Origin of the sequence: Salsuginibacillus halophilus, from assembly GCF_003014715.1 — a bacterium.
Lineage (GTDB): Bacteria > Bacillota > Bacilli > Bacillales > Marinococcaceae > Salsuginibacillus > Salsuginibacillus halophilus.
The window spans coordinates 1-18,140 of record NZ_PYAV01000016.1 but is presented as its reverse complement, the minus strand read 5'-3'; the positions used below and the strand labels follow the sequence as shown (position 1 = coordinate 18,140).

The following is an 18,140-nucleotide window of genomic DNA, read 5'->3' as shown; positions in this document are numbered from 1 at the left end:
ACTCATCCTTCCTCCGGCTTAACAACTGTGCGGTAAACTTCTTGAAGCGAGTCACATATCGCAAATGGAGTATGATTTGTATTTGGCTTTTCACTCCGAGTATTTAAAAACACTGCTTCCCAGCCCGCATCCATCGCTCCTGCCACATCTAATTCCCAGGAGTCACCGATAAATAACGCTTCGGAAGGATGAGCATTCAGCTTTTGTAAAGCTGTATTAAAAATGCCCGGCGCTGGTTTTTTAACTCCCACCTCTTCGGAAATGAACATATGAGCTTCAGGTATGTAATCTGCAAGCTGTAAGCATTTAATTTTTTCCCACTGCGTTTCTGTTCTTCCGTTTGTAATAATACCTAGTTTCATATTCTCTCTTTGAAGTTGTTTTAAAAGCTCCTTCATTCCTTCATATGCCGTGCTGAACGAAGGAATCACCTCTTCATATGCATTTTGAAACGCGTCTGCCTCTTCATCTGTCCAATCCAGCTCATGTGTTTCAAGTGTTTTTCCGTAACGCGCACGGCGGTATTCTGTTGTGGATAATTCACCGTCTTCATAAGCCGGCCATAACGCATCACTATAATGCTTAAACGTTTCATACCAATCATTTGCACTAATCTCCATCCGCTTTTGAAAAACCGGATCAAATTGTTTTTTTTCGTTAAATAAATGAGAAATGGCCCGTCGAAAAGCCGTTTCATGACAATGCAATGTATTATCAAGATCAAAACATATAACGCTCCACTGTTTCATCTGCTTTCACCAACCTTTATTCGTACGCCGAAGCATACATTAGAGAAAAAGGCTGTTTCCCCATCTTTAGGAAGAACAGCCTTTCTTTCTCTTAACGTAACATAAGTCGCTGTAAATGTCCTCGCAGGCGCTTATATCATCCGCCACGCGAGCCGGCGGAAACCCGGGACAGAAAATGCAAGCTGTAAGCCGTATTTACGAAACCGCTTTGAAGCTAAAAGCATCGGCACTAAGCGTTTACGCATCTTCCACCCAGCACTTAAACCGGCTATGACAAGCAGCCAAAATAACATCATCCGCATCCACATCACCTCATTTTTGCGGCGTTGTTTACGGATAAGGTTTCCACGCTGCTATGGAATTATACACCGATATACCGTGAAACGAGAGACTTTGCCCGAGCCGGATCTTCTGTGCCCTGCACAATGACACGACCGTCAGGAAACACGACTAAACGCTCACCAGTTTCAATATCCGCCCGGAGCAGAAATGGGGTTTTTTTCACTTCAGCCGCCCGTTCAAGCTTTTCTGCCCAAGTTTCAAGGTCAAATGCCTCCGCCGCCTGCACCTGCACACTGTCACGACCGCAGAGAGCGGCCGTTTCACTTTGTAAAGAGCGATTTAAGTCCGGATATTCTAACGTTGCACACGTCGGGCAATCAGGACGCGGTTGAGGAAAGGGAAACTCCCGGAACGAAAACGACCAAATATCGTATTGTACGAGTGACCGGCGCAGGGCCTGCCCGGCCCCGCTTAGAAGTTTCATCGCCTCAACAGCCTGCAGCGACGCTGTCATATCAACAAGCGGTGCCAGCACACCAACCGTGTCACACGTTTCTCCGCTTGTGTCCTGTCCACCGCCGAGCAGGCAGCGGAAACAGAGTGTTTCACCGGGCACAAATGGCGCCATCATCCCGCGTGAGCTGACAGCACCACCGTATAGAAACGGGATACTGTGTTTAAAGCAAGCATCGTTTACAAGAAAACGTGTCTGGAAATTGTCTGTTCCGTCAATGACCACATCAGCACCTAGAATGAAGTCTTCAACATTGCCTGCATTTACATCACTGATGATCCCGCGAATTTCAGCACGGCTGTTGATGGCTTTTAATTTCTCTTCAGCTGCGGCTGCTTTTGGCTTCATTTCTTCAGCATCCCGCTCATCGAACAATAGCTGCCGTTGTAAATTGCTCGGTTCAACGAAGTCCCGGTCCACAATCGTCACAGTCCCCACACCACCGCGTACGAGATGGTTGGCTGCTACCGTACCAAGAGCGCCGGCACCGATAATGACCGCCTGGCTTTCCCATAAATTCAACTGTCCGTTCACGCCAATCGGCGCAAACCGTGTCTGACGAGAAAAACGTTCCTCCATCCACTCCTGCATCCGGATCCCTTCTTTCTACACAAGGTCAAAAAGCCAAAAGCCGAGAAGCGCAAAACCTGCACCACTCAATGTACAGAGCGTATTTACCGCCTCGTTTGTGCAAAAGGCAAAGCCTCGCACGCGCATTGTTGTTTGATTGCAGTGAACAGAGGTATCAACGAGACGTCCGCACGCTTTACATTGATACTCAGCTTCAACATAAGCACCGGCGAGTGTATCAATAAAATGGCCAAGAAAGCCGGCGGCAAAAATGATGATAAACGCTTGTAGTGCGGAGCCTTCTGTTACCGCAGAACCAGCGATGGCAACAAAAGCTGCACCATAGGCAGCCCCGAGTGTTCCCGCCTTTGAAACCGCACCGGAGCGTCCGGGCATAACATGTTTTCTTTCCCGGACGTGCCAAGGAATCTGCCGCTTCATCCGGCCGATTTCTGACGCCCATGTATCGCTTGAAGCCGCTGCAAGTCCACCAGCTGCAGCTGCCAGCCAGAACGGATGAGGAAACAAAAGTGCACCAAATGCGGCAGCGCCGGCAGCACCCCCGTTGGCAAGCACCTGCCCTGCCGTCCGTTTGCTTCCTTCTTTATCCGCACTCGCCGGCTGCAGTTTACTTAACAGCGATGACGGAACGAAAAAGACACCTAATAAGAGCAGGCCTGCTCCGCCAAATGCGAAAGCAATAACAGAGCCAAGCAGCATCGCAGCAATACTGCCGCTTAATGAGAGCCAGCCCCGTCTGTAGGCTGCAAACGTAAGGAGGGCTACACCTATGATATAAAAAGCGGTCAAAGTTCTTCCTTCCCTTCAATGAACACCTGATCCACCGGCATATCATGCACTTCAGGCTCAAGGCGGTCAACATATTGAAAATTAAGCCCTATACTACAGGACGGTATTTTGTGCTCAGCAAGAAATCGATCATAAAACCCACCGCCAAAGCCAATACGATACCCCTTCGCATCAAAAACAAACCCGGGCACCACCAAAAGCTCTAATCTTTGCGCTGCCACATACTTTTCGCGGGAAGCTTTTGGCTCTAAAATACCGGCAAACGCAGGTGAAAGTTCGTCAAAATCTTTAATTTCATAAAAGGCCAATGATTTATGTTCAGCGTCTGCTTTTGGTACAGCGGTCCGCTTGCCACTCGCCCAGGCCGCTTCAAGCAGACCATATGTGTCGATTTCCTGCGGGGTGGATACGGTTAAACCGATCATATCAGCCCTTTGCCATGCCGGATCAGCCAGCAATGCTGCCTGTACCTGCTTAGAGCGCAGCTGATATTCGGTCCGAGAAAGGTTGAGAAACTGCCGCTTCACATCAGACCGCAAAATTTCTTTTGTCGCCACCGGATGCCCCCCCCCTTTATATCACTTCTGCCGCTAATCATCCCCTATGAAGGTAAAAAAAGCAACCTAAGCCCTTTCAAAGGGCCGGTTACTTTTTTGATTACTTCGTTTCGCGATGTAGCGTATAGCGGTTCAAACGCGGGCTGAACTTACGAAGCTCAATGCGTTCAGGGTTTTTACGCTTGTTTTTAGTCGTGATGTAGTTACGGTCGCCTGACTCCGTGCAAGCCATGGTCACTTGTACACGCATGTTGTTTCCCTCCCTATCTTACGTTCTTCATCATACTTTTTAATGATAGCAAAGTGATCGAAGAGGATCAAGGATTGAATGTCTGATTACAAATAAACTTACGAAAAAAATTACACTGATCAACATTTCGCGATCCTTCATGAAGTATGTATAATAGAATTATAGGAGGTGAAGCGCATGCTTTGGCTCATAACCAGCCTGATTGCAGTGGCAGCTTTATTATTTTTGCTATCATTTATACCTGCCAAAAAAGAGCGTGAAGAAAAACAGCAGCTTGAACAAATGAATTTATCACTCATGGGTGAAATGTATCAATTGAAAAAGAAAGTACAAGTCCTCGAGGAAGAACTACTCGGAGGTACACTTGACCCCCAGCCTGACTACGCAAAAGCACAAAGTACCGGACAAGCAGAACTTTTTGAAGAAGCCGGTGCAATGTATCGGTCCGGCTACGCCATACCGGCAATTGCCCGGGAAATGAAACTGACAGAAAGCGAAGTCCAAAACATTCTCAGCCGGCTCGCTTAGAAAGGAGGCACCCTCATGCATAACTGGCTCCGCGGGGCTGCAGCCGGCCTGTTTGTCAGCGCGATGCTGTTGCTTGCCGCCCAAACTTTTCTTGAACCTTCGCTTACGGCGTCTGAAGCAGAAGAATCTGCTGTAACTCAAGATGAAGCAAGACAGGTGCTTGAAGTGGAAGGTTATGAAGTTATGAGCGATGAAGACATTAACGCCATGCTCCAGGAAGCTTACACCCAAGAAAGTGATGAAGCTGAAGGTGATGATGAAGCAGAGGAAGAAGCAAACAGCGAAACCGAAACAGAAAATGACCCCATTTACAAATACCATTTAACAGTTGAAGATGGTATGACCTCAAACGAAGTAGCCAGCCGGCTCGAGAGCGCAAACATCATTGAAGATGCAAGTCGTTTTGAATCACGGTTATACGAAGCCGGAACAGCTGAAAGCATTCAAACCGGTACGTTCGAACTCGAGAGCGAAATGGAAGAAGAAGAAATTATTCAACATATCTCCCGCTGATGTAACCAAAAAAGTTGAAGCTGCCTCGTTGAGGCAGCTTCAACTTTTTAATCATCAGGCAGCATCGATGGACCTTCTTCGAGCATCTCGTCCTCTGCGCCTTCTTCCATCTCTTCTTCAACATCTTCTAAATCTTCACCTTCTTGGTACTCTTCCATGGTTGTTCCTTCATCTGCTTCATCTGGATCCGGGCGGTCGTCCTGCACTTCAAAGTACGAGTCAAGCGCACTTCGGGCAATATTATTTGCCACACCAGACTGACCCCCACTATCTTCACCGTGCACATTCGGCACAATTACTGCAAATGCAACTTCTGGATCATCGTGCGGTGCGTAACCAACGAGTGCCTGGTTCACCCCTTCAATACCATCTGCAACAATCTCTGCGGTACCTGTTTTAGCTGCTGGTGCATAATCCACACCTTCAAAGTCATCTGCAGCCGTGCCTTCTGGACCTTCTACGACGCGCCGGAGACCTTCCTGCACACGATCGATATGGTTATCCGTGGCCGAAATGCGGTTTAATGGGTTTGGCTCAAATTGTTTTTTCACAGCGCCAAATGCCCCGGCATCAGGGTCTGGCTCCCGAATTTCTCTCACAAGCCGCGGCTCCATCCGGTACCCATCATTTGCAATTGTTGAAATGTACTGCGCCAGCTGAAGCGGTGTATAGTTATCATACTGACCGAAGCTTAAGTCCAGTAAGTTACCTGGATTGGTGGATTCACTTGTGAAACCGGTTGTCTCCTGCGGAAGATCAACATGTGTCGGCACACCAAGCCCAAACTCTGCATAGTAGTTGCGCAATGTTTGAAACCCGCGGGCAGTTTGCGCCGTCGGGAAGCTCTGCCCATCATAACCGGCAATGCGCATCGCAATTTCAGCCATATAAATGTTTGAGGATACTTCTAAAGCTTTTAAGTCATTAATCGGACCAAAATTACGCCAAGAACTTAACGTCGGTGCACCCGGAAGGTCAATCGGCTGATCATTAATGACACTACCCGGCTGCACCACCCCTGCATCAAAGCCAGCAAGAACTGTGGCTGCCTTAACAGTTGAACCCATTTCATAGGAACGCATCATGACACCGAGCTGATTGTCATAGCCGGCCATAGCTAAAACATCACCAGTTGACGGCTCCATCATCACGACATAAGCTTCTGGATCTGTAATGAACGCCCCTGGGGAAGCACTAACTTCCTGCTCGATGCTCGCTTCAATTTCCTGCTGCAGTGCCATATCAATGGTAAGGATGAGATCATCCCCGCGCGACCCCGGATCTTCAATTACCGTTTCTTCACCACCGCTGCGGTTGACTTCACGCACCCCTTTTTCCCCGCGCAGGGCGTTTTCATATTGATATTCCAAAAATGTTGTACCGATGATATCAGAACGCTCATAGCCGCGGGCTAAATATTCATCCAGCGACTCGCTAGGGATTGAACCGGTACTTCCAAATAAGTTTGGAAAGCTTTCACCATACGGGTAACTGCGAGAAGCATCTGTCATAATATCTACATTTGGGAACTGCTCCATCTGCTCACTGATGGCATGTGCTTCTTCTTCTTCAAGACCACGCTTCAATCGATGCGGCTCATGATTGTAGCCACTCAGCATTTCCCGCCAGATCGCTACAGTGTTTAGTTCATCTTCCTCTATGTCAGCTAGCTCTGCATCAGTGATTCGCTCAAGCTCAAGCTCATAAAGTTCTCCGTCCTCACCTTGATTCGCTTCAATTTCTTCATCCGACAAGAGAGATTCCCGTTCTTCCTCACGGGTCTGCAGCCAGTAATCCTGCATTTCCCGCTCACGGAGGTCATCCCTTTCAATATCCATATCGATGTATTCAGACAAACGTTCTGCTACTTCAAGACGTTCTTCCTCATTACCCGGGGTGTTTGTGTATGTTAAGGACAAATCCAATTCATTATTTACAACGACATTGCCGTGTCGATCATACATTAAACCGCGTGGCGCATCAATTTGTGCTGTCGCCTGGGTGCTCTGCTCTAATTCTTCCTGAAAACTTTCCCCTTCAACAATTTGGATATAACCTAGCCGGAGAATAATCACAGAAAATAATAAAAATATGATGAAAAACAGCAGATTTAACCGAAGCGGCAGGCGCGATTTACGTTTCTTTTGTGCCATAGCCTCCTCCTTATGTTCGTTACCGTAAGTGCTCATGTTTTTAAATATTACGCGTTTACTTTTATTCTTTCATAGTTTAGCACACTGCCCGGCCGTTCTGCACATGTCTGAAGTCATGGCATACAAAAAACCGCCCCTAGAAAAGGAGCGGTTTTATTAAAAACTTCTTAATTACTTTGCTGCTTTGAAGCGCTGGTTAACTTCGTCCCAGTTGATTAGTTCAAAGAACGCATCAACATAGTCAGGACGACGGTTTTGATATTTCAAGTAGTATGCGTGCTCCCACACATCAACACCGAGGATTGGCGTTTTGCCTTCCATCAACGGGGAGTCCTGGTTCAGCGTATCCTGAATCTCCACTCCACCGTTTTCATTTACGACAAGCCAAGCCCAGCCGGAGCCGAAGCGGCCAAGTGCTGTGTTTTTGAATTCTTCTTTAAATGCTTCATAACTGCCCCAGTTGCTCTTGATCGCATCGCCGATATCGCCGGTTGGTTCACCGCCGCCATTTGGGCTGAGGATCGTCCAGAACAGTTTATGGTTGGCATGACCGCCACCGTTGTTCCGTACAGCTGTGCGGATGTTCTCCGGTACGCTGTCGAGATCTTTAATAAGATCTTCAACGGATTTTGCAGCTAGTTCGTCATGTCCTTCAAGTGCTGCATTCAGCTTTGTTACGTACGTGTTATGGTGTTTGCCGTGGTGAATCTTCATTGTTTCCTCATCGATATGAGGTTCCAATGCGTTAAAGTCGTACGGCAGTTCCGGGAGTTGATGATTTGCCATGTGAATCTCCTCCTTAAAAAATTGAGTAGTTTCGTCTCAGCTGCGATGTCTTGAAGTTATGCATGCAAATGCCGCTCACACTTCTTTCGCGGAAACACCTGCAAAACTGAGCCTACCAAAGTGCAGAATACTTTTCAACAAAAATAAACTGTCCATACTAGATGAACCATTGAAACTATACCCACCTATGTGCAGGTTTAAACGTAGAAGCACGGCAGGAATCATTAATTTCAGCGCACTTCCAACCGTATCGTTAAACATCGTAAAATAACGCATGTGCCCAAGAGATAAATTGCATTTATCAGACACTAAAAAACCCTCCTTTATATCATGGAGGGTTGATAATTTCGCGTTTATTTTATTTATGCCTCATATCTCGTCATTGCTTATCACCAGCGGAAATATCATTATATAAGTAATGGCGGAGGAAGTGGGATTCGAACCCACGCGGGCCGTGAAGCCCCTAACGGTTTTCGAGACCGTCCCCTTCAGCCGGACTTGGGTATTCCTCCATATGGACTTTTTTTGGTGGACCCTGTAGGACTCGAACCTACGACCGGACGGTTATGAGCCGTCTGCTCTGACCACTGAGCTAAGGGTCCAAAATCACATGGGGCGGTTGATGGGGTTCGAACCCACGAATGCCGGAGCCACAATCCGGTGCGTTAACCACTTCGCCACAACCGCCATATGTTTGGTAGCGGCGGAGAGACTCGAACTCCCGACCTTACGGGTATGAACCGTACGCTCTAGCCAGCTGAGCTACGCCGCCGTTTGTTTTGTCGAATGTTTATCCTATCAACAGACAAGCAAGCTGTCAATACCGCTACTTATCTGTTCAGTCACTAAAACCGACACAATAAAATATAGCACATGAAAAATACTCACGCAAGATTTAATTTGAAATTTATTCTTAAAGAAAGAAAAAGACATGTAAAAGTCCAGTGATTAACAATATGCTTTTCACAATAACTCCGACAACAAAACCGATCAGCGATGCTGCACCGACTTTGCCGATTTTCTGCCATTCCTTCGTACCCGCAAACAATTCACCTGCGACAGCACCAACTGCAAGACCCACAAAAAGCCCGAAAACGGGAATGATAAATGGACCGATCAAGGCTCCTGCCAGACTCCCCCACACAGCATATTTCGAGCCGCCGCTGCGTTGAATGCCTAAAATGCTGATAAGATGATCAATCAAAAATAACAATATGATGAGCACCGCGTGCACGAAATAAAAAATGATGCCGACATCACTGAAACCAAAATAACCAGCTGTAGCTAAAGCAGCTAGTATATACATCAATCCGGACGGCACAATCGGATAGATTAACCCGAGCCAAGCCCCTCCGTAAAACAATACAGCGAGCACCAACCAAAGCCATTCCATACACTCACCTCCACCTTTTCTTTCTTATTATCCTTGGCAGCACTGGAAAAGGCAAGAAGCACCTACCCAACCTTTAATTTATCATCATTGAACCCCCCCTGCAGCTTTCAAACTGTCGACAAAGTACAAAATCTAAAATTCCACGCCCAGCTTACTGCCCCCGAGCTCCGAGCACTATTTCATAAGACATATTAGATATGATAAGCACAGGAAATCTACTCGCTTGCACCAATCGCACAAGTGCGACATCGACTCAATCAGCACTTACGCTTGATTTTGTCGTGTCTGCTTTGTCACCGGATAACGTATTAGCTTGCACGTGAAAAAACTGCTCATTGAAGGAGGGGGCCGGCTGCTGCTATTCCTAGTGTCCTAGTGGTGTCTAAGAGAGCTGTGCGTAAATACAAAACATCATGAAGTATGGTTACAACCTAATACATTTCACGCACGAAGAGACACGCTTTCCGATATGGACGCATTACAGTCATCAACACCCTGCCTTTGTTAAAAGCATTAACAGTTTTTGAGATTTCACCTGAATCAATTTTATAATGGTGCTTCAGAGCTTTAAAACGGACATTGGAAATGATTGATGATCCGCAAAATTTAAGAGTAACCGAAACGAAAGACGGCGACTCCCAGAGGATCAAGCGCAGCCTGAAGATCCACTTGTTCGAATGATTTATATTCGAACAAGTTAGCTGAAGGCAAGCCCTCGGGAAAGCGTCCGTCGGTAGTGTTGGTTACGTTCATTGTTCAATTTTATTCTCTTATGACAAGTGATGGAATTCATTCATGTAGATATTACTTGATAAAAAGGATCTCTACATGAATGATCATCAAATAATGCAAGGCTGACAAACATCGGCGGCGACACCTTCGCTTTTTTTAAAAGTTTGTTTATACGTTGAAAGCCTCTGCAGCTTTGACTGCAGAGGCTTTATTTGATTACTGCTCTTGAATAACAGCTTCTGCAATGTTGACGGCGTGGTCACCAATACGTTCAAGGTTACTTACGATATCAACAAAGACAATACCTGCAGAACCTGTACAACGTCCTTCATTCACACGTAAAATGTGCTTCTTCCGAAGTTTACGTTCCATGCTGTCGATCTCATTTTCCTTTTCAATAACAAGCTTAGCTGCTTCAACATCGTTGTGGTTCATCGCCTGAATGGCTTCTTGGAGCGTTTCAATCGTTACGTCAAACATTTCATCCAAGTCACTTAAAGCATCTTCAGAAATGTGGACTTTATTTGTAAGCTGATAATCCACAAGTTCCATCACATTTTCCATATGGTCGCCAATCCGCTCAACATCCCGCACCGTGTTCATTAACATCGAATGCAGCTGGGAGTTTTCATCTGACAATGAGCGCTCGGATACTTTCATCAAATACTCGGTAATGTTGCGGTCTAAATTGTTAATCGCTTCTTCATACTGCACCGAAAGCTCTGCATGCCGTTTTTGATTCGTTTTTAAATATTGATTAACTTCAATCAGTCCCTGCTCGGCAAGTTCTGACATCCGCACCGTTTCTGCTCGGGCTTGTCCAAGCGCAATTGCAGGGGATCTTTGAATAAACGACGTGTCTAAGTGCTTCGCCTTATATTCAATTTCTGTTTCATTCCCCGGAATCAGCTTCGTCACAATGACAGCAAGTACTGCGACGAATGGCAGTTGAATGAGTGTGTTTGTCACGTTAAAGCTGCCGTGGGCAAACGCAATTGTCATCCGAGGATTTAAGTCAAGCAGCTGCTGCATATATTCAATAAACGCTGTGAACGGCACAAGCATCAAAAGTACAATTGAAGTTCCGATCACATTGAATATTACGTGACTCAAAGCTGCACGCTTCGCCGCAAGTGAAGAGCCGATAGCAGCAAGCACTGCCGTGATCGTAGTCCCTAAATTGTCGCCAAACAAGACCGGCAAAGCTGCACTCAACTGTTCAATTGCACCTGAGTCATAAAGCTGCTGCAGTAAGCCAATCGCCGCTGTTGAACTTTGCACGGCCACGGTAAATACTGCGCCAATAACAACACCTAACAACGGGTTTTCACTCATGCTGATCGTTAAATCACGAAAACCTTCTACATCTCTAAGCGGGCTTACGCCTTCTCCCATTAACTCCAAGCCGTAAAATAAAGCGCCAAAGCCAAAAATGGCCTGACCGTAGTTATTAACTTTTTTATGTTTGATAAAGAATAAAATAATCGTACCAATAAACATGATCGGTAAGGCGTAAGCAGCAATATCAATGCCGATAATAAACGCTGTTGCCGTTGTACCGACATTGGCTCCCATAATAACCCCGATCGCCTGTCTTAGTGACATGAAACCGGCGTTAACGAGCCCGATCGTTAACACTGTTGTTCCGGTACTTGTCTGCAAAAGAATTGTAACAAAAATACCGGCAAACACACCCATAATCGGATTGCTTGTAAACCGGTCCAAAATATCACGGAGACGATCTCCGGCAACTTTCTGCAAACCATCACCTAAGAATTTAATTCCGAATAAAAATATGGCCAGGCCACCTATAAATGTGAAGATAATCTCCTGCAAATCCAACAGCGTCCATCCCTTCATCTATCAAAATCAAGCCACAACACATCATAACGATCTTTTATTAAGTTATTGTAAATTGAATGTAAAGATTTTATTAAGATTTGATCAAGGGCGGCATATTTGCAGTCTGCCCACTTGCTCACTTACAATGTGTAGCGGATATGACTCTAAATAAAGGCGGCGGTTTTTGTGAATGTGTTTCAAAAGTTTTTTTACAGCCTTTATCGGCCGGACATTATCGGCCGACTCCGTTTTCAAGGAATTGGTAAAACGATCGGCTTTGTATTCTTCTTAATGCTGCTTACTCAAATCCCGGCAGCTGTTACATTTGCTGTTTCTACAGCAACAACGGTGACACAGGCTGAAGAAGCATTAAATGAAGAACTCCCTTCGTTTGCAATCTCCGGCGGAACACTTGAAACTGAGCAGGAAGAAGCTTACATTCAGGAACTTGACGAAGGCCGTATGATCATCGATCCCGAGCGGGAGCTTTCAGAAGCAGAATGGATAGCTGAAGATAACAGCATTGTTTTACTTGATACGAAAGGGTTTGTTGTAACAGATGGTGAACGGCAGACCATTACGTATGAACAGCTGGGTGATGTCAATTTAAGCGATGAAGATATTGCCGGGTTCGCCGACACATTCAGCAGCCTTTTATGGCTGTTTATCCCCATTGTGCTTGTAGGGATCTATGTATTTACCAGTGGGATGAAGTTTGTCGGTATTACAGTTCTTTCTCTTTTCGGACTTATCTTCCGACGCTTTGTCTCTACGCGTTTGAATTATAAAAACATCTGGGTTATGGCGGCTTATACCGTGACCTTACCAACAATAACCTTAGCGTTTATTGATGTACTTGCACCTGGCGTACCTTTCACATTCTGGCTGTACTGGGTGCTTGCAATCACGATGTTTGCCCTTGTCTTCCGTAAGCTGCCAGTGCCTAAATCAAAACAACAAACGCATGAACATTAAAAAAGAGCCGCCCTAAACAAGGCGGCTCTATGTGTGTAGACAAACTTTCAAGCAAAGCGGAGGCTGATGTCGCTTTTCGGCGGACGCTTGCACCCGAGGGGCACAAGTGCGACATCGGTTTGATCTGCGCTTACGCTTGAAGTCACCGTGTCTTCTTAGCCCCCCCGTCACGGCCTCAACTTCCTCGGCAGAAAGTCACTGCCTGCGGGATTTTCGCCTCGCGCTGTTCCTGGTGGCGTCGCCGCCGGCGCTCGTCAGCCTTGCGTCATTTGATGGTCATGAATTGTAGAGAGCCTTTTGATCAAGCGATATTTAGATGAATCAATTTCATCATGACGCTTAATGAGCGATCAAGCGAACCATATTCATTGGAAATCCTTAATGATCCGTTAATTAACAAGTAACCGAAACAAAAGACGGCGACTCCCAGAGGATTAAGCGCAGGCTGAAGATCCACTTGTTCGATTGGCAATCAAATCGAACAAGTTAGCTGAAGCCAAGCCCTCGGGAAAGCGTCCGTCTGAGGTGAAGGTTACGTTCATGATCCGGGTTTTGTCTTCTTAATAGGGCAGCCCGCGGCGGTTGGAGCCGTAAGTTGTGAGTTAATGTTAAGTTGTGTAGTTTGTCTACACGCTGAGAGCCGCCCTAAGTAAGGCGGCTCTTTTTTATAAATAACGTTCTTCATCTGATGCATCTGTTTCATTAGAGGAGTCATTCTCTTCAGAAGCTGAAGCAACTGGGCGCACCCTGATTTGTGTGCCATCTACTTTCACAACCTCGATTTCCTGACCCTTTGTAACCCATAAACCTCCGCTCGTCGCACTGTACGGCTCTCCGTCAATAACAGCAGTCCCTGTCGGGCGGAAGTCCGTTTCAGCACGGCCAAGCTTCCCTACAAGTTCACCATAAGCTTGATTCATGGAATTGTAACCTTCCTCACCGCTGAGACGGTCGCGTAACGTGATCTTTGTCCACAGTTCCCGCCGCGGAAACACTTTTAGAAACCCGAGCGACGAAGCGGCACCGAGTACCACACCCATTGAGGCAAGAACCCCATACATCCAGCCGGGCGCTGCCACACCAACACCAGCAATCATTAACACAATCCCCATTATTGCTACTGTGCCATCACTAAACACCTTGCCGTCAAGCAAGATTAAAAGAATCCCTGCAGCATATAAAACGATCACCCAAAGACTTGTTGTCGTATCAATGTGATGAGAAAAATACATTGCCATTAAAGCAACCCCGAGGAGCGCAAACAAACCGCGGCCCTTCACGAGCAGCTCACCAACGAGAAACGCCGTTGCTAAAAACACGACAAGAAAGCCAAAACTATTAATATCCAGCCAGGTCATTACGACATCTCCTTTCTGTATACGTGTTGTTTATCTGCATCATACCACACATCAGCTTGTTTCATCCTGTCATACGTTCATTTCCCCGTTTCGTTTCGAATGACACAAAAATCCTCTCCGGTATTATTTCCAGAGAGGATTTTTTCAACTTAATTCTCCTGCGTCACCCAGCCACGAATGGTTTCAACTAACTCCTCGAAAAAGTCTGCAACTTGATCAAAAAAGGATTGTGCTTCGTCAGATTGCAGCCAGTCCTCAACATTCGAGCGTACTTCGCCAATTTGGTCCTGAACTTGATCCCAGTCAATGTTTAAGTCACGCATTCGATCAAATAATGATACCAGCCCTTCGATTTCTTCTTCACTTAATGTAATGCCAAGTTCATCAGCCACATCTTCAATAAGTTCCCGTAAATCTGCTTCGGATTGAATATCCCGGTCAGCGAGCTCTTCCTTAATCCGGGCCATGAGTTCTGAAGCTTCTTCCTCTTCAATGTTCTCATTATCAGCAAGTTCACCGGTACGTACCATTTCTTCATTGGCAATACGTTTATTCTCTTCTGGAATCTCAATATCTGTCTCCGTTTCATATGCTTTCAAAAGTCCGGTTAATGCACCGGTGCCGGAGAGCTCAAAAGGGGCAGTGACATAAATATGCGCATCTTTCACGCCGGCTGTGATTAAAGCATTGGCATACATTTTATCAGATACCCAGTCGATATTATTTGACTCAATATCGATCCCGTCACCTTCTTCCCCGATCGTAATTCGCGAGGAGGACAAGGCATTTGAACCGATGACGCTCGCATCAATGAACGCTCCTAAGTAATCGTGCTCTTCTTCATTTGTTACCTCAACGATGGTTGATTCTTCCGTGCCGCCCATTTCATTAAGCATTGCTTCACGTTGCTCTGGACTCAAATCCTCACCGAGTGTGAAAATCTCATCCCCAGGATCAGCTGCCCCTGCAGGCTGACCTCCGAAAATTGCAGGCAATATAATCAGTAGCGCGAGCAGACTTTTCCCCATTTGTTTAGCCATGCGGCCACTCCTTTTCTTATTCAGTGATCTATTGCTCTTTCTTATTTATCATATTTTCCTCTTTTTTGAAACCTTTTTTCATTTGTAGAAATCTCTAATTGTTCGGTCTAAACCTCAAAATGCCCGCATATATATGAATGAAGGAGGCATGTCATATGAAGAAATGGCTTTGGCTTTTTGCAGTAATCACAATAGGCTTAGCGGTTACTTATGACCTGCAGCAAGGCACACTGCCTTCAAGTCATGAACCTGTCGTAAAAACCGATACAACCGCAGTCGATGCAGACTATATCAAACATGAAGTACAGCCTGGTGAAACGGTACTCACCATTGTTGAAAAAATTCATCATACACAGCCGCCCGTCTCAATTGAGGAAATACAAACAGATTTTACCGCCCTTAACAACGGACAAGCTCCAAAACACATTCAACCGGGAACAGCGTACCGTTTCCCATTATATCATGAAAGCGATTAACAACTTAAAGTTAATCTATGTTTCTTATTCAATTACACGTTTTGGTTGCTAATCAGCAACAGCTATTGCTACAATAAGTTCGAATACGTGAAGATGTGTAGTCTCCTGCTGGTGCTTGTTAAAAACTTAAGCACAAAGCTTGGAAAAATAAAGGAGCGAATTCATTCATGACAGAATTGACCCACCGTACAAACACGAGAGCTGTTAAAGTCGGCAACTTAACCATCGGAGGTAACAATGAAGTTGTTGTTCAAAGCATGACGACAACGAAAACCCACGATGTTGAAGCTACAGTTGAAGAAATTTTACGGCTTGAAGAAGCAGGCTGCCAGATCGTCCGCGTTGCCTGCCCGGAAATGAAAGATGCTGAAGCGATTCCTGAAATTAAAAAACGCATTAGCATCCCGCTTGTTGTCGACATTCACTTTGACTATAAAATGGCGTTAAAAGCGATTGAAGGCGGCGCTGATAAAATCCGGATTAACCCTGGTAACATCGGCAAGCGCTGGAAAGTCGAAGCGGTTGTAGAAGCAGCCAAAGCTAACAGCGTACCGATCCGTATCGGTGTAAACGCTGGTTCACTTGAAAAGCACATTTTAGAAAAATACGGTTACCCTACAGCTGATGGCATGGTTGAAAGTGCCTTGCACCACATTCAAATTCTTGAAGAACTCGATTTCCACGATATTATCGTTTCGTTAAAGGCTTCTGATGTGGATCTTGCTGTTGAAGCGTATGAAAAAGGTGCACAAGCAATTAACTATCCATTACACCTTGGCATTACTGAATCCGGCACACAGTTTGCCGGCACAGTAAAAAGCTCAGCCGGGCTCGGAACGATTTTGCATAAAGGCATCGGCAGCACGCTGCGCGTTTCATTAAGCACTGACCCTGTTGAGGAAGTTAAAGTCGGTCGTGAACTGTTAAAAACGTTCGGCCTTGCTTCTAATGCTGCAACATTGATCGCCTGCCCAACATGCGGCCGGATTGAAATTGATTTAATCAGTATTGCAAACGATGTAGAAGAATACATCTCAAGCATCCGTGCACCAATTAAAGTTGCTGTGCTCGGTTGTGCTGTTAACGGACCAGGTGAAGCACGTGAAGCCGATATTGGAATTGCAGGTGCCAGAGGCGAGGGGCTTCTTTTCCGTCACGGCGAAATCATCCGTAAAGTACCAGAAGAAACAATGGTCGATGAGCTGAAAAAAGAAGTAGACAAACTAGCTGAAGAATATGCAGCCCAAGCTGAATCTTAGTCTACACCGACCACATAACTCCACAAAAAAAGCCCGCCTAGAGCGGGCTTTTTTCGCAGTTAAAAGAACGGCTGGAAAAATAAGCTGATAATAATCGAGAACGCGCCGAGACCAACACCCCAGTAACCGAGGGACTGTGCGCCTTTGGCGGCAGCAAAGAAACCTAAAATCACGGCACCTGCGCCAAGCAGGATCGGCAAGAAAAACAGTGAACAAATGGCTAAAATTAAGGCTGTAACCCCTAAACCTTTGCCTACTGAATCGTCATCAACGTTTGATTCCATTGTTGACCGCTGTTCTTCTTCAGGCCGCTCCGGCTCTTCAATATTGCGCCGGTCACCTAATCCTGTTGCAGCTGCTTCAGAAGCCGTTTCTTCAGAATAATCCGGCTCACGGACATCTTCGCCGCCATACTCGTTGTAGCGTTCAGCCATTTACCTCTCCCCCTTCTATCCGGTAGGACCCGGATACGGTTAGGATGAACGCAATCATTGATTTTTATCGAGGAAGTGTTTCCCGTTCCTTTAAAGATTTTCACATAACTAGGAGTGATATACATGACGACACCAAACGTTCATTTTGGTTTTGATATCGACGGAACTGTTACCGATCCAGCTACATTTGTTCCATATTTAAATGATCACTTTAATCGTTCCATCCGTTTAGAAGATATTACCGAGTATGACTTAACGAATGTGTTAAATATTACGCAAGAGGACTTTTGGAATTGGATGCAGCAGCATGAGCACCACATTTACCAACAAGCTGACTTAGCTGTCGGTGTAGACAAGGCACTTGAGAGTTGGCAGCAGCATGGCCGTTTGACATATGTCAGCGCTCGAGGTGAGCACCTGTTGTCAACGACAAAACAATGGCTGGAAACGAACAACCTTCCTTATCACCATATCGAACTGATCGGAAAACACGACAAACTCGAAAGTATCCAAAACCACAACATCGATATCTTTTTTGAAGATAAACACGATAATGCATGTGACATTGCTGAAGCATGTAATATTCCAGTGGTGCTCCTCGATACCCCTTACAACCGTAAACCGGCACCAGAGCAAGTTGTGCGCGCCAATAACTGGAACGAAGCAAAAGCTTGGGTCGATGCGTGGCTCACAATGTAACACCTTTCTTTTTTCATATGCTCATTCGAATTAAAACAGCCCCGGCTCATAAATGAACCGGGGCTTGTTTTTAAGGAGAAGGAACTGCTTCGTTTTCTTTTTGGCACGGCCGGCAGTAACCATAGATTTCAAATTTATTTTCGGACACGTTGGTAGCGTTTGATTTCTGTTATTTGAAGCTTCAAACCACCGTTACATTAGGGTTTGTTGGAGTTGCCTG

20 protein-coding genes and 4 tRNA genes are annotated in these 18,140 nt (G+C 45.8%); 6 read left to right on the top strand and 18 right to left on the bottom strand.

The window, feature by feature from the left end:
- Positions 1-2: 2 nt before the first annotated feature.
- The 6 genes from B0H94_RS13405 to rpmG all read right to left on the bottom strand — a co-directional run bounded on the left by B0H94_RS13405 (position 3) and on the right by rpmG (position 3,732).
- Positions 3-749 carry an HAD family hydrolase gene (locus B0H94_RS13405; RefSeq protein WP_106589776.1) on the bottom strand — a complete coding sequence of 249 codons (747 nt, stop codon included), beginning with the start codon at positions 747-749 and terminating at the stop codon, positions 3-5.
- Between the two features lie 131 nt (positions 750-880).
- Positions 881-1,051 carry a hypothetical protein gene (locus B0H94_RS15275; protein ID WP_181315415.1) on the bottom strand — a complete coding sequence of 57 codons (171 nt, stop codon included), beginning with the start codon at positions 1,049-1,051 and terminating at the stop codon, positions 881-883.
- Positions 1,052-1,110: 59 nt separating this feature from the next.
- The gene (locus tag B0H94_RS13400) at positions 1,111-2,136 is read right to left on the bottom strand and encodes a ThiF family adenylyltransferase (RefSeq protein ID WP_106589775.1); all 1,026 of its coding nucleotides are present in this window, start codon (positions 2,134-2,136) and stop codon (positions 1,111-1,113) included.
- 15 nt (positions 2,137-2,151) lie between these two features.
- Positions 2,152-2,925 (bottom strand): DUF92 domain-containing protein, encoded by a 774-nt coding sequence (locus tag B0H94_RS13395; protein ID WP_106589774.1) that lies wholly within the window; start codon positions 2,923-2,925, stop codon positions 2,152-2,154.
- A complete protein-coding gene (locus B0H94_RS13390; protein WP_106589773.1) occupies positions 2,922-3,482 on the bottom strand; it encodes a 5-formyltetrahydrofolate cyclo-ligase in 561 nt (186 codons plus the stop codon). Before B0H94_RS13390 ends, B0H94_RS13395 begins: the two co-directional genes overlap by 4 nt.
- A gap of 100 nt (positions 3,483-3,582) precedes the next feature.
- Entirely contained in the window at positions 3,583-3,732 is a 150-nt protein-coding gene (gene rpmG / locus B0H94_RS13385; RefSeq protein ID WP_106589772.1) for a 50S ribosomal protein L33, read from the bottom strand.
- Positions 3,733-3,909: 177 nt separating this feature from the next.
- On the opposite strand from rpmG, the gene B0H94_RS13380 reads away from it, so the two are divergent.
- A complete protein-coding gene (locus B0H94_RS13380; protein WP_106589771.1) occupies positions 3,910-4,260 on the top strand; it encodes a hypothetical protein in 351 nt (116 codons plus the stop codon).
- Between the two features lie 15 nt (positions 4,261-4,275).
- Positions 4,276-4,773, top strand: coding sequence for an endolytic transglycosylase MltG (locus tag B0H94_RS13375; RefSeq protein ID WP_106589770.1), 498 nt, complete (start codon positions 4,276-4,278; stop codon positions 4,771-4,773).
- A 47-nt stretch (positions 4,774-4,820) separates the two neighbouring features.
- Here B0H94_RS13375 and B0H94_RS13370 read toward each other — a convergent pair whose 3' ends face one another.
- From B0H94_RS13370 to B0H94_RS13330, 9 genes are all read right to left on the bottom strand, one after another.
- A complete protein-coding gene (locus B0H94_RS13370) occupies positions 4,821-6,926 on the bottom strand; it encodes a peptidoglycan D,D-transpeptidase FtsI family protein (RefSeq protein ID WP_106589769.1) in 2,106 nt (701 codons plus the stop codon).
- Positions 6,927-7,097: 171 nt separating this feature from the next.
- The gene (locus B0H94_RS13365; protein WP_106589768.1) at positions 7,098-7,712 is read right to left on the bottom strand and encodes a superoxide dismutase; all 615 of its coding nucleotides are present in this window, start codon (positions 7,710-7,712) and stop codon (positions 7,098-7,100) included.
- A gap of 75 nt (positions 7,713-7,787) precedes the next feature.
- The gene (locus tag B0H94_RS13360; RefSeq protein WP_106589767.1) at positions 7,788-8,021 is read right to left on the bottom strand and encodes a hypothetical protein; all 234 of its coding nucleotides are present in this window, start codon (positions 8,019-8,021) and stop codon (positions 7,788-7,790) included.
- 110 nt (positions 8,022-8,131) lie between these two features.
- A tRNA-Ser gene (locus B0H94_RS13355) sits at positions 8,132-8,224 on the bottom strand.
- A gap of 14 nt (positions 8,225-8,238) precedes the next feature.
- Positions 8,239-8,314, bottom strand: a tRNA-Ile gene (locus B0H94_RS13350).
- Between the two features lie 9 nt (positions 8,315-8,323).
- A tRNA-His gene (locus B0H94_RS13345) sits at positions 8,324-8,399 on the bottom strand.
- A gap of 8 nt (positions 8,400-8,407) precedes the next feature.
- Positions 8,408-8,484 (bottom strand) — tRNA-Met (locus B0H94_RS13340).
- A gap of 141 nt (positions 8,485-8,625) precedes the next feature.
- On the bottom strand, positions 8,626-9,105 hold the full coding sequence (locus B0H94_RS13335) for a DUF456 domain-containing protein (protein WP_106589766.1): 480 nt from the start codon (positions 9,103-9,105) through the stop codon (positions 8,626-8,628).
- A gap of 948 nt (positions 9,106-10,053) precedes the next feature.
- On the bottom strand, positions 10,054-11,679 hold the full coding sequence (locus tag B0H94_RS13330) for a Na/Pi cotransporter family protein (protein ID WP_181315414.1): 1,626 nt from the start codon (positions 11,677-11,679) through the stop codon (positions 10,054-10,056).
- Positions 11,680-11,865: 186 nt separating this feature from the next.
- On the opposite strand from B0H94_RS13330, the gene B0H94_RS13325 reads away from it, so the two are divergent.
- Complete coding sequence (locus B0H94_RS13325; RefSeq protein ID WP_181315413.1) at positions 11,866-12,654, top strand: DUF1189 domain-containing protein; 789 nt, start codon at positions 11,866-11,868, stop codon at positions 12,652-12,654.
- A gap of 665 nt (positions 12,655-13,319) precedes the next feature.
- Here B0H94_RS13325 and B0H94_RS13320 read toward each other — a convergent pair.
- The gene (locus tag B0H94_RS13320) at positions 13,320-14,012 is read right to left on the bottom strand and encodes an NfeD family protein (RefSeq protein WP_106589763.1); all 693 of its coding nucleotides are present in this window, start codon (positions 14,010-14,012) and stop codon (positions 13,320-13,322) included.
- A gap of 149 nt (positions 14,013-14,161) precedes the next feature.
- Positions 14,162-15,052 carry a DUF1002 domain-containing protein gene (locus B0H94_RS13315; protein WP_106589762.1) on the bottom strand — a complete coding sequence of 297 codons (891 nt, stop codon included), beginning with the start codon at positions 15,050-15,052 and terminating at the stop codon, positions 14,162-14,164.
- A 155-nt stretch (positions 15,053-15,207) separates the two neighbouring features.
- Between B0H94_RS13315 and B0H94_RS13310 the strand changes: the two genes are divergently transcribed.
- Both B0H94_RS13310 and ispG read left to right on the top strand, forming a co-directional pair.
- Positions 15,208-15,528, top strand: a complete 321-nt coding sequence (locus B0H94_RS13310) for a LysM peptidoglycan-binding domain-containing protein (protein ID WP_106589761.1) — start codon at positions 15,208-15,210, stop codon at positions 15,526-15,528.
- Between the two features lie 167 nt (positions 15,529-15,695).
- Positions 15,696-16,787, top strand: coding sequence for a flavodoxin-dependent (E)-4-hydroxy-3-methylbut-2-enyl-diphosphate synthase (gene ispG / locus B0H94_RS13305; RefSeq protein ID WP_106589760.1), 1,092 nt, complete (start codon positions 15,696-15,698; stop codon positions 16,785-16,787).
- 59 nt (positions 16,788-16,846) lie between these two features.
- Here ispG and B0H94_RS13300 read toward each other — a convergent pair whose 3' ends face one another.
- On the bottom strand, positions 16,847-17,221 hold the full coding sequence (locus B0H94_RS13300; RefSeq protein WP_106589759.1) for a hypothetical protein: 375 nt from the start codon (positions 17,219-17,221) through the stop codon (positions 16,847-16,849).
- A gap of 123 nt (positions 17,222-17,344) precedes the next feature.
- Between B0H94_RS13300 and B0H94_RS13295 the strand changes: the two genes are divergently transcribed.
- On the top strand, positions 17,345-17,920 hold the full coding sequence (locus B0H94_RS13295) for a hypothetical protein (RefSeq protein WP_106589758.1): 576 nt from the start codon (positions 17,345-17,347) through the stop codon (positions 17,918-17,920).
- The last annotated feature ends 220 nt before the right edge of the window (positions 17,921-18,140 follow it).

Bases quoted from the DNA above. Each gene is read 5' to 3' on its own strand.
- B0H94_RS13405 (WP_106589776.1), bottom strand. From the start codon at position 749: ATGAAACAGTGGAGCGTTATATGTTTTGATCTTGATAATACATTGCAT.
- B0H94_RS15275 (WP_181315415.1), bottom strand. From the start codon at position 1,051: ATGCGGATGATGTTATTTTGGCTGCTTGTCATAGCCGGTTTAAGTGCT.
- B0H94_RS13400 (WP_106589775.1), bottom strand. From the start codon at position 2,136: ATGCAGGAGTGGATGGAGGAACGTTTTTCTCGTCAGACACGGTTTGCG.
- rpmG (WP_106589772.1), bottom strand. From the start codon at position 3,732: ATGCGTGTACAAGTGACCATGGCTTGCACGGAGTCAGGCGACCGTAAC.
- B0H94_RS13380 (WP_106589771.1), top strand. From the start codon at position 3,910: ATGCTTTGGCTCATAACCAGCCTGATTGCAGTGGCAGCTTTATTATTT.
- B0H94_RS13375 (WP_106589770.1), top strand. From the start codon at position 4,276: ATGCATAACTGGCTCCGCGGGGCTGCAGCCGGCCTGTTTGTCAGCGCG.
- B0H94_RS13370 (WP_106589769.1), bottom strand. From the start codon at position 6,926: ATGGCACAAAAGAAACGTAAATCGCGCCTGCCGCTTCGGTTAAATCTG.
- B0H94_RS13365 (WP_106589768.1), bottom strand. From the start codon at position 7,712: ATGGCAAATCATCAACTCCCGGAACTGCCGTACGACTTTAACGCATTG.
- B0H94_RS13335 (WP_106589766.1), bottom strand. From the start codon at position 9,105: ATGGAATGGCTTTGGTTGGTGCTCGCTGTATTGTTTTACGGAGGGGCT.
- B0H94_RS13320 (WP_106589763.1), bottom strand. From the start codon at position 14,012: ATGACCTGGCTGGATATTAATAGTTTTGGCTTTCTTGTCGTGTTTTTA.
- B0H94_RS13315 (WP_106589762.1), bottom strand. From the start codon at position 15,052: ATGGCTAAACAAATGGGGAAAAGTCTGCTCGCGCTACTGATTATATTG.
- B0H94_RS13310 (WP_106589761.1), top strand. From the start codon at position 15,208: ATGAAGAAATGGCTTTGGCTTTTTGCAGTAATCACAATAGGCTTAGCG.
- ispG (WP_106589760.1), top strand. From the start codon at position 15,696: ATGACAGAATTGACCCACCGTACAAACACGAGAGCTGTTAAAGTCGGC.
- B0H94_RS13300 (WP_106589759.1), bottom strand. From the start codon at position 17,221: ATGGCTGAACGCTACAACGAGTATGGCGGCGAAGATGTCCGTGAGCCG.
- B0H94_RS13295 (WP_106589758.1), top strand. From the start codon at position 17,345: ATGACGACACCAAACGTTCATTTTGGTTTTGATATCGACGGAACTGTT.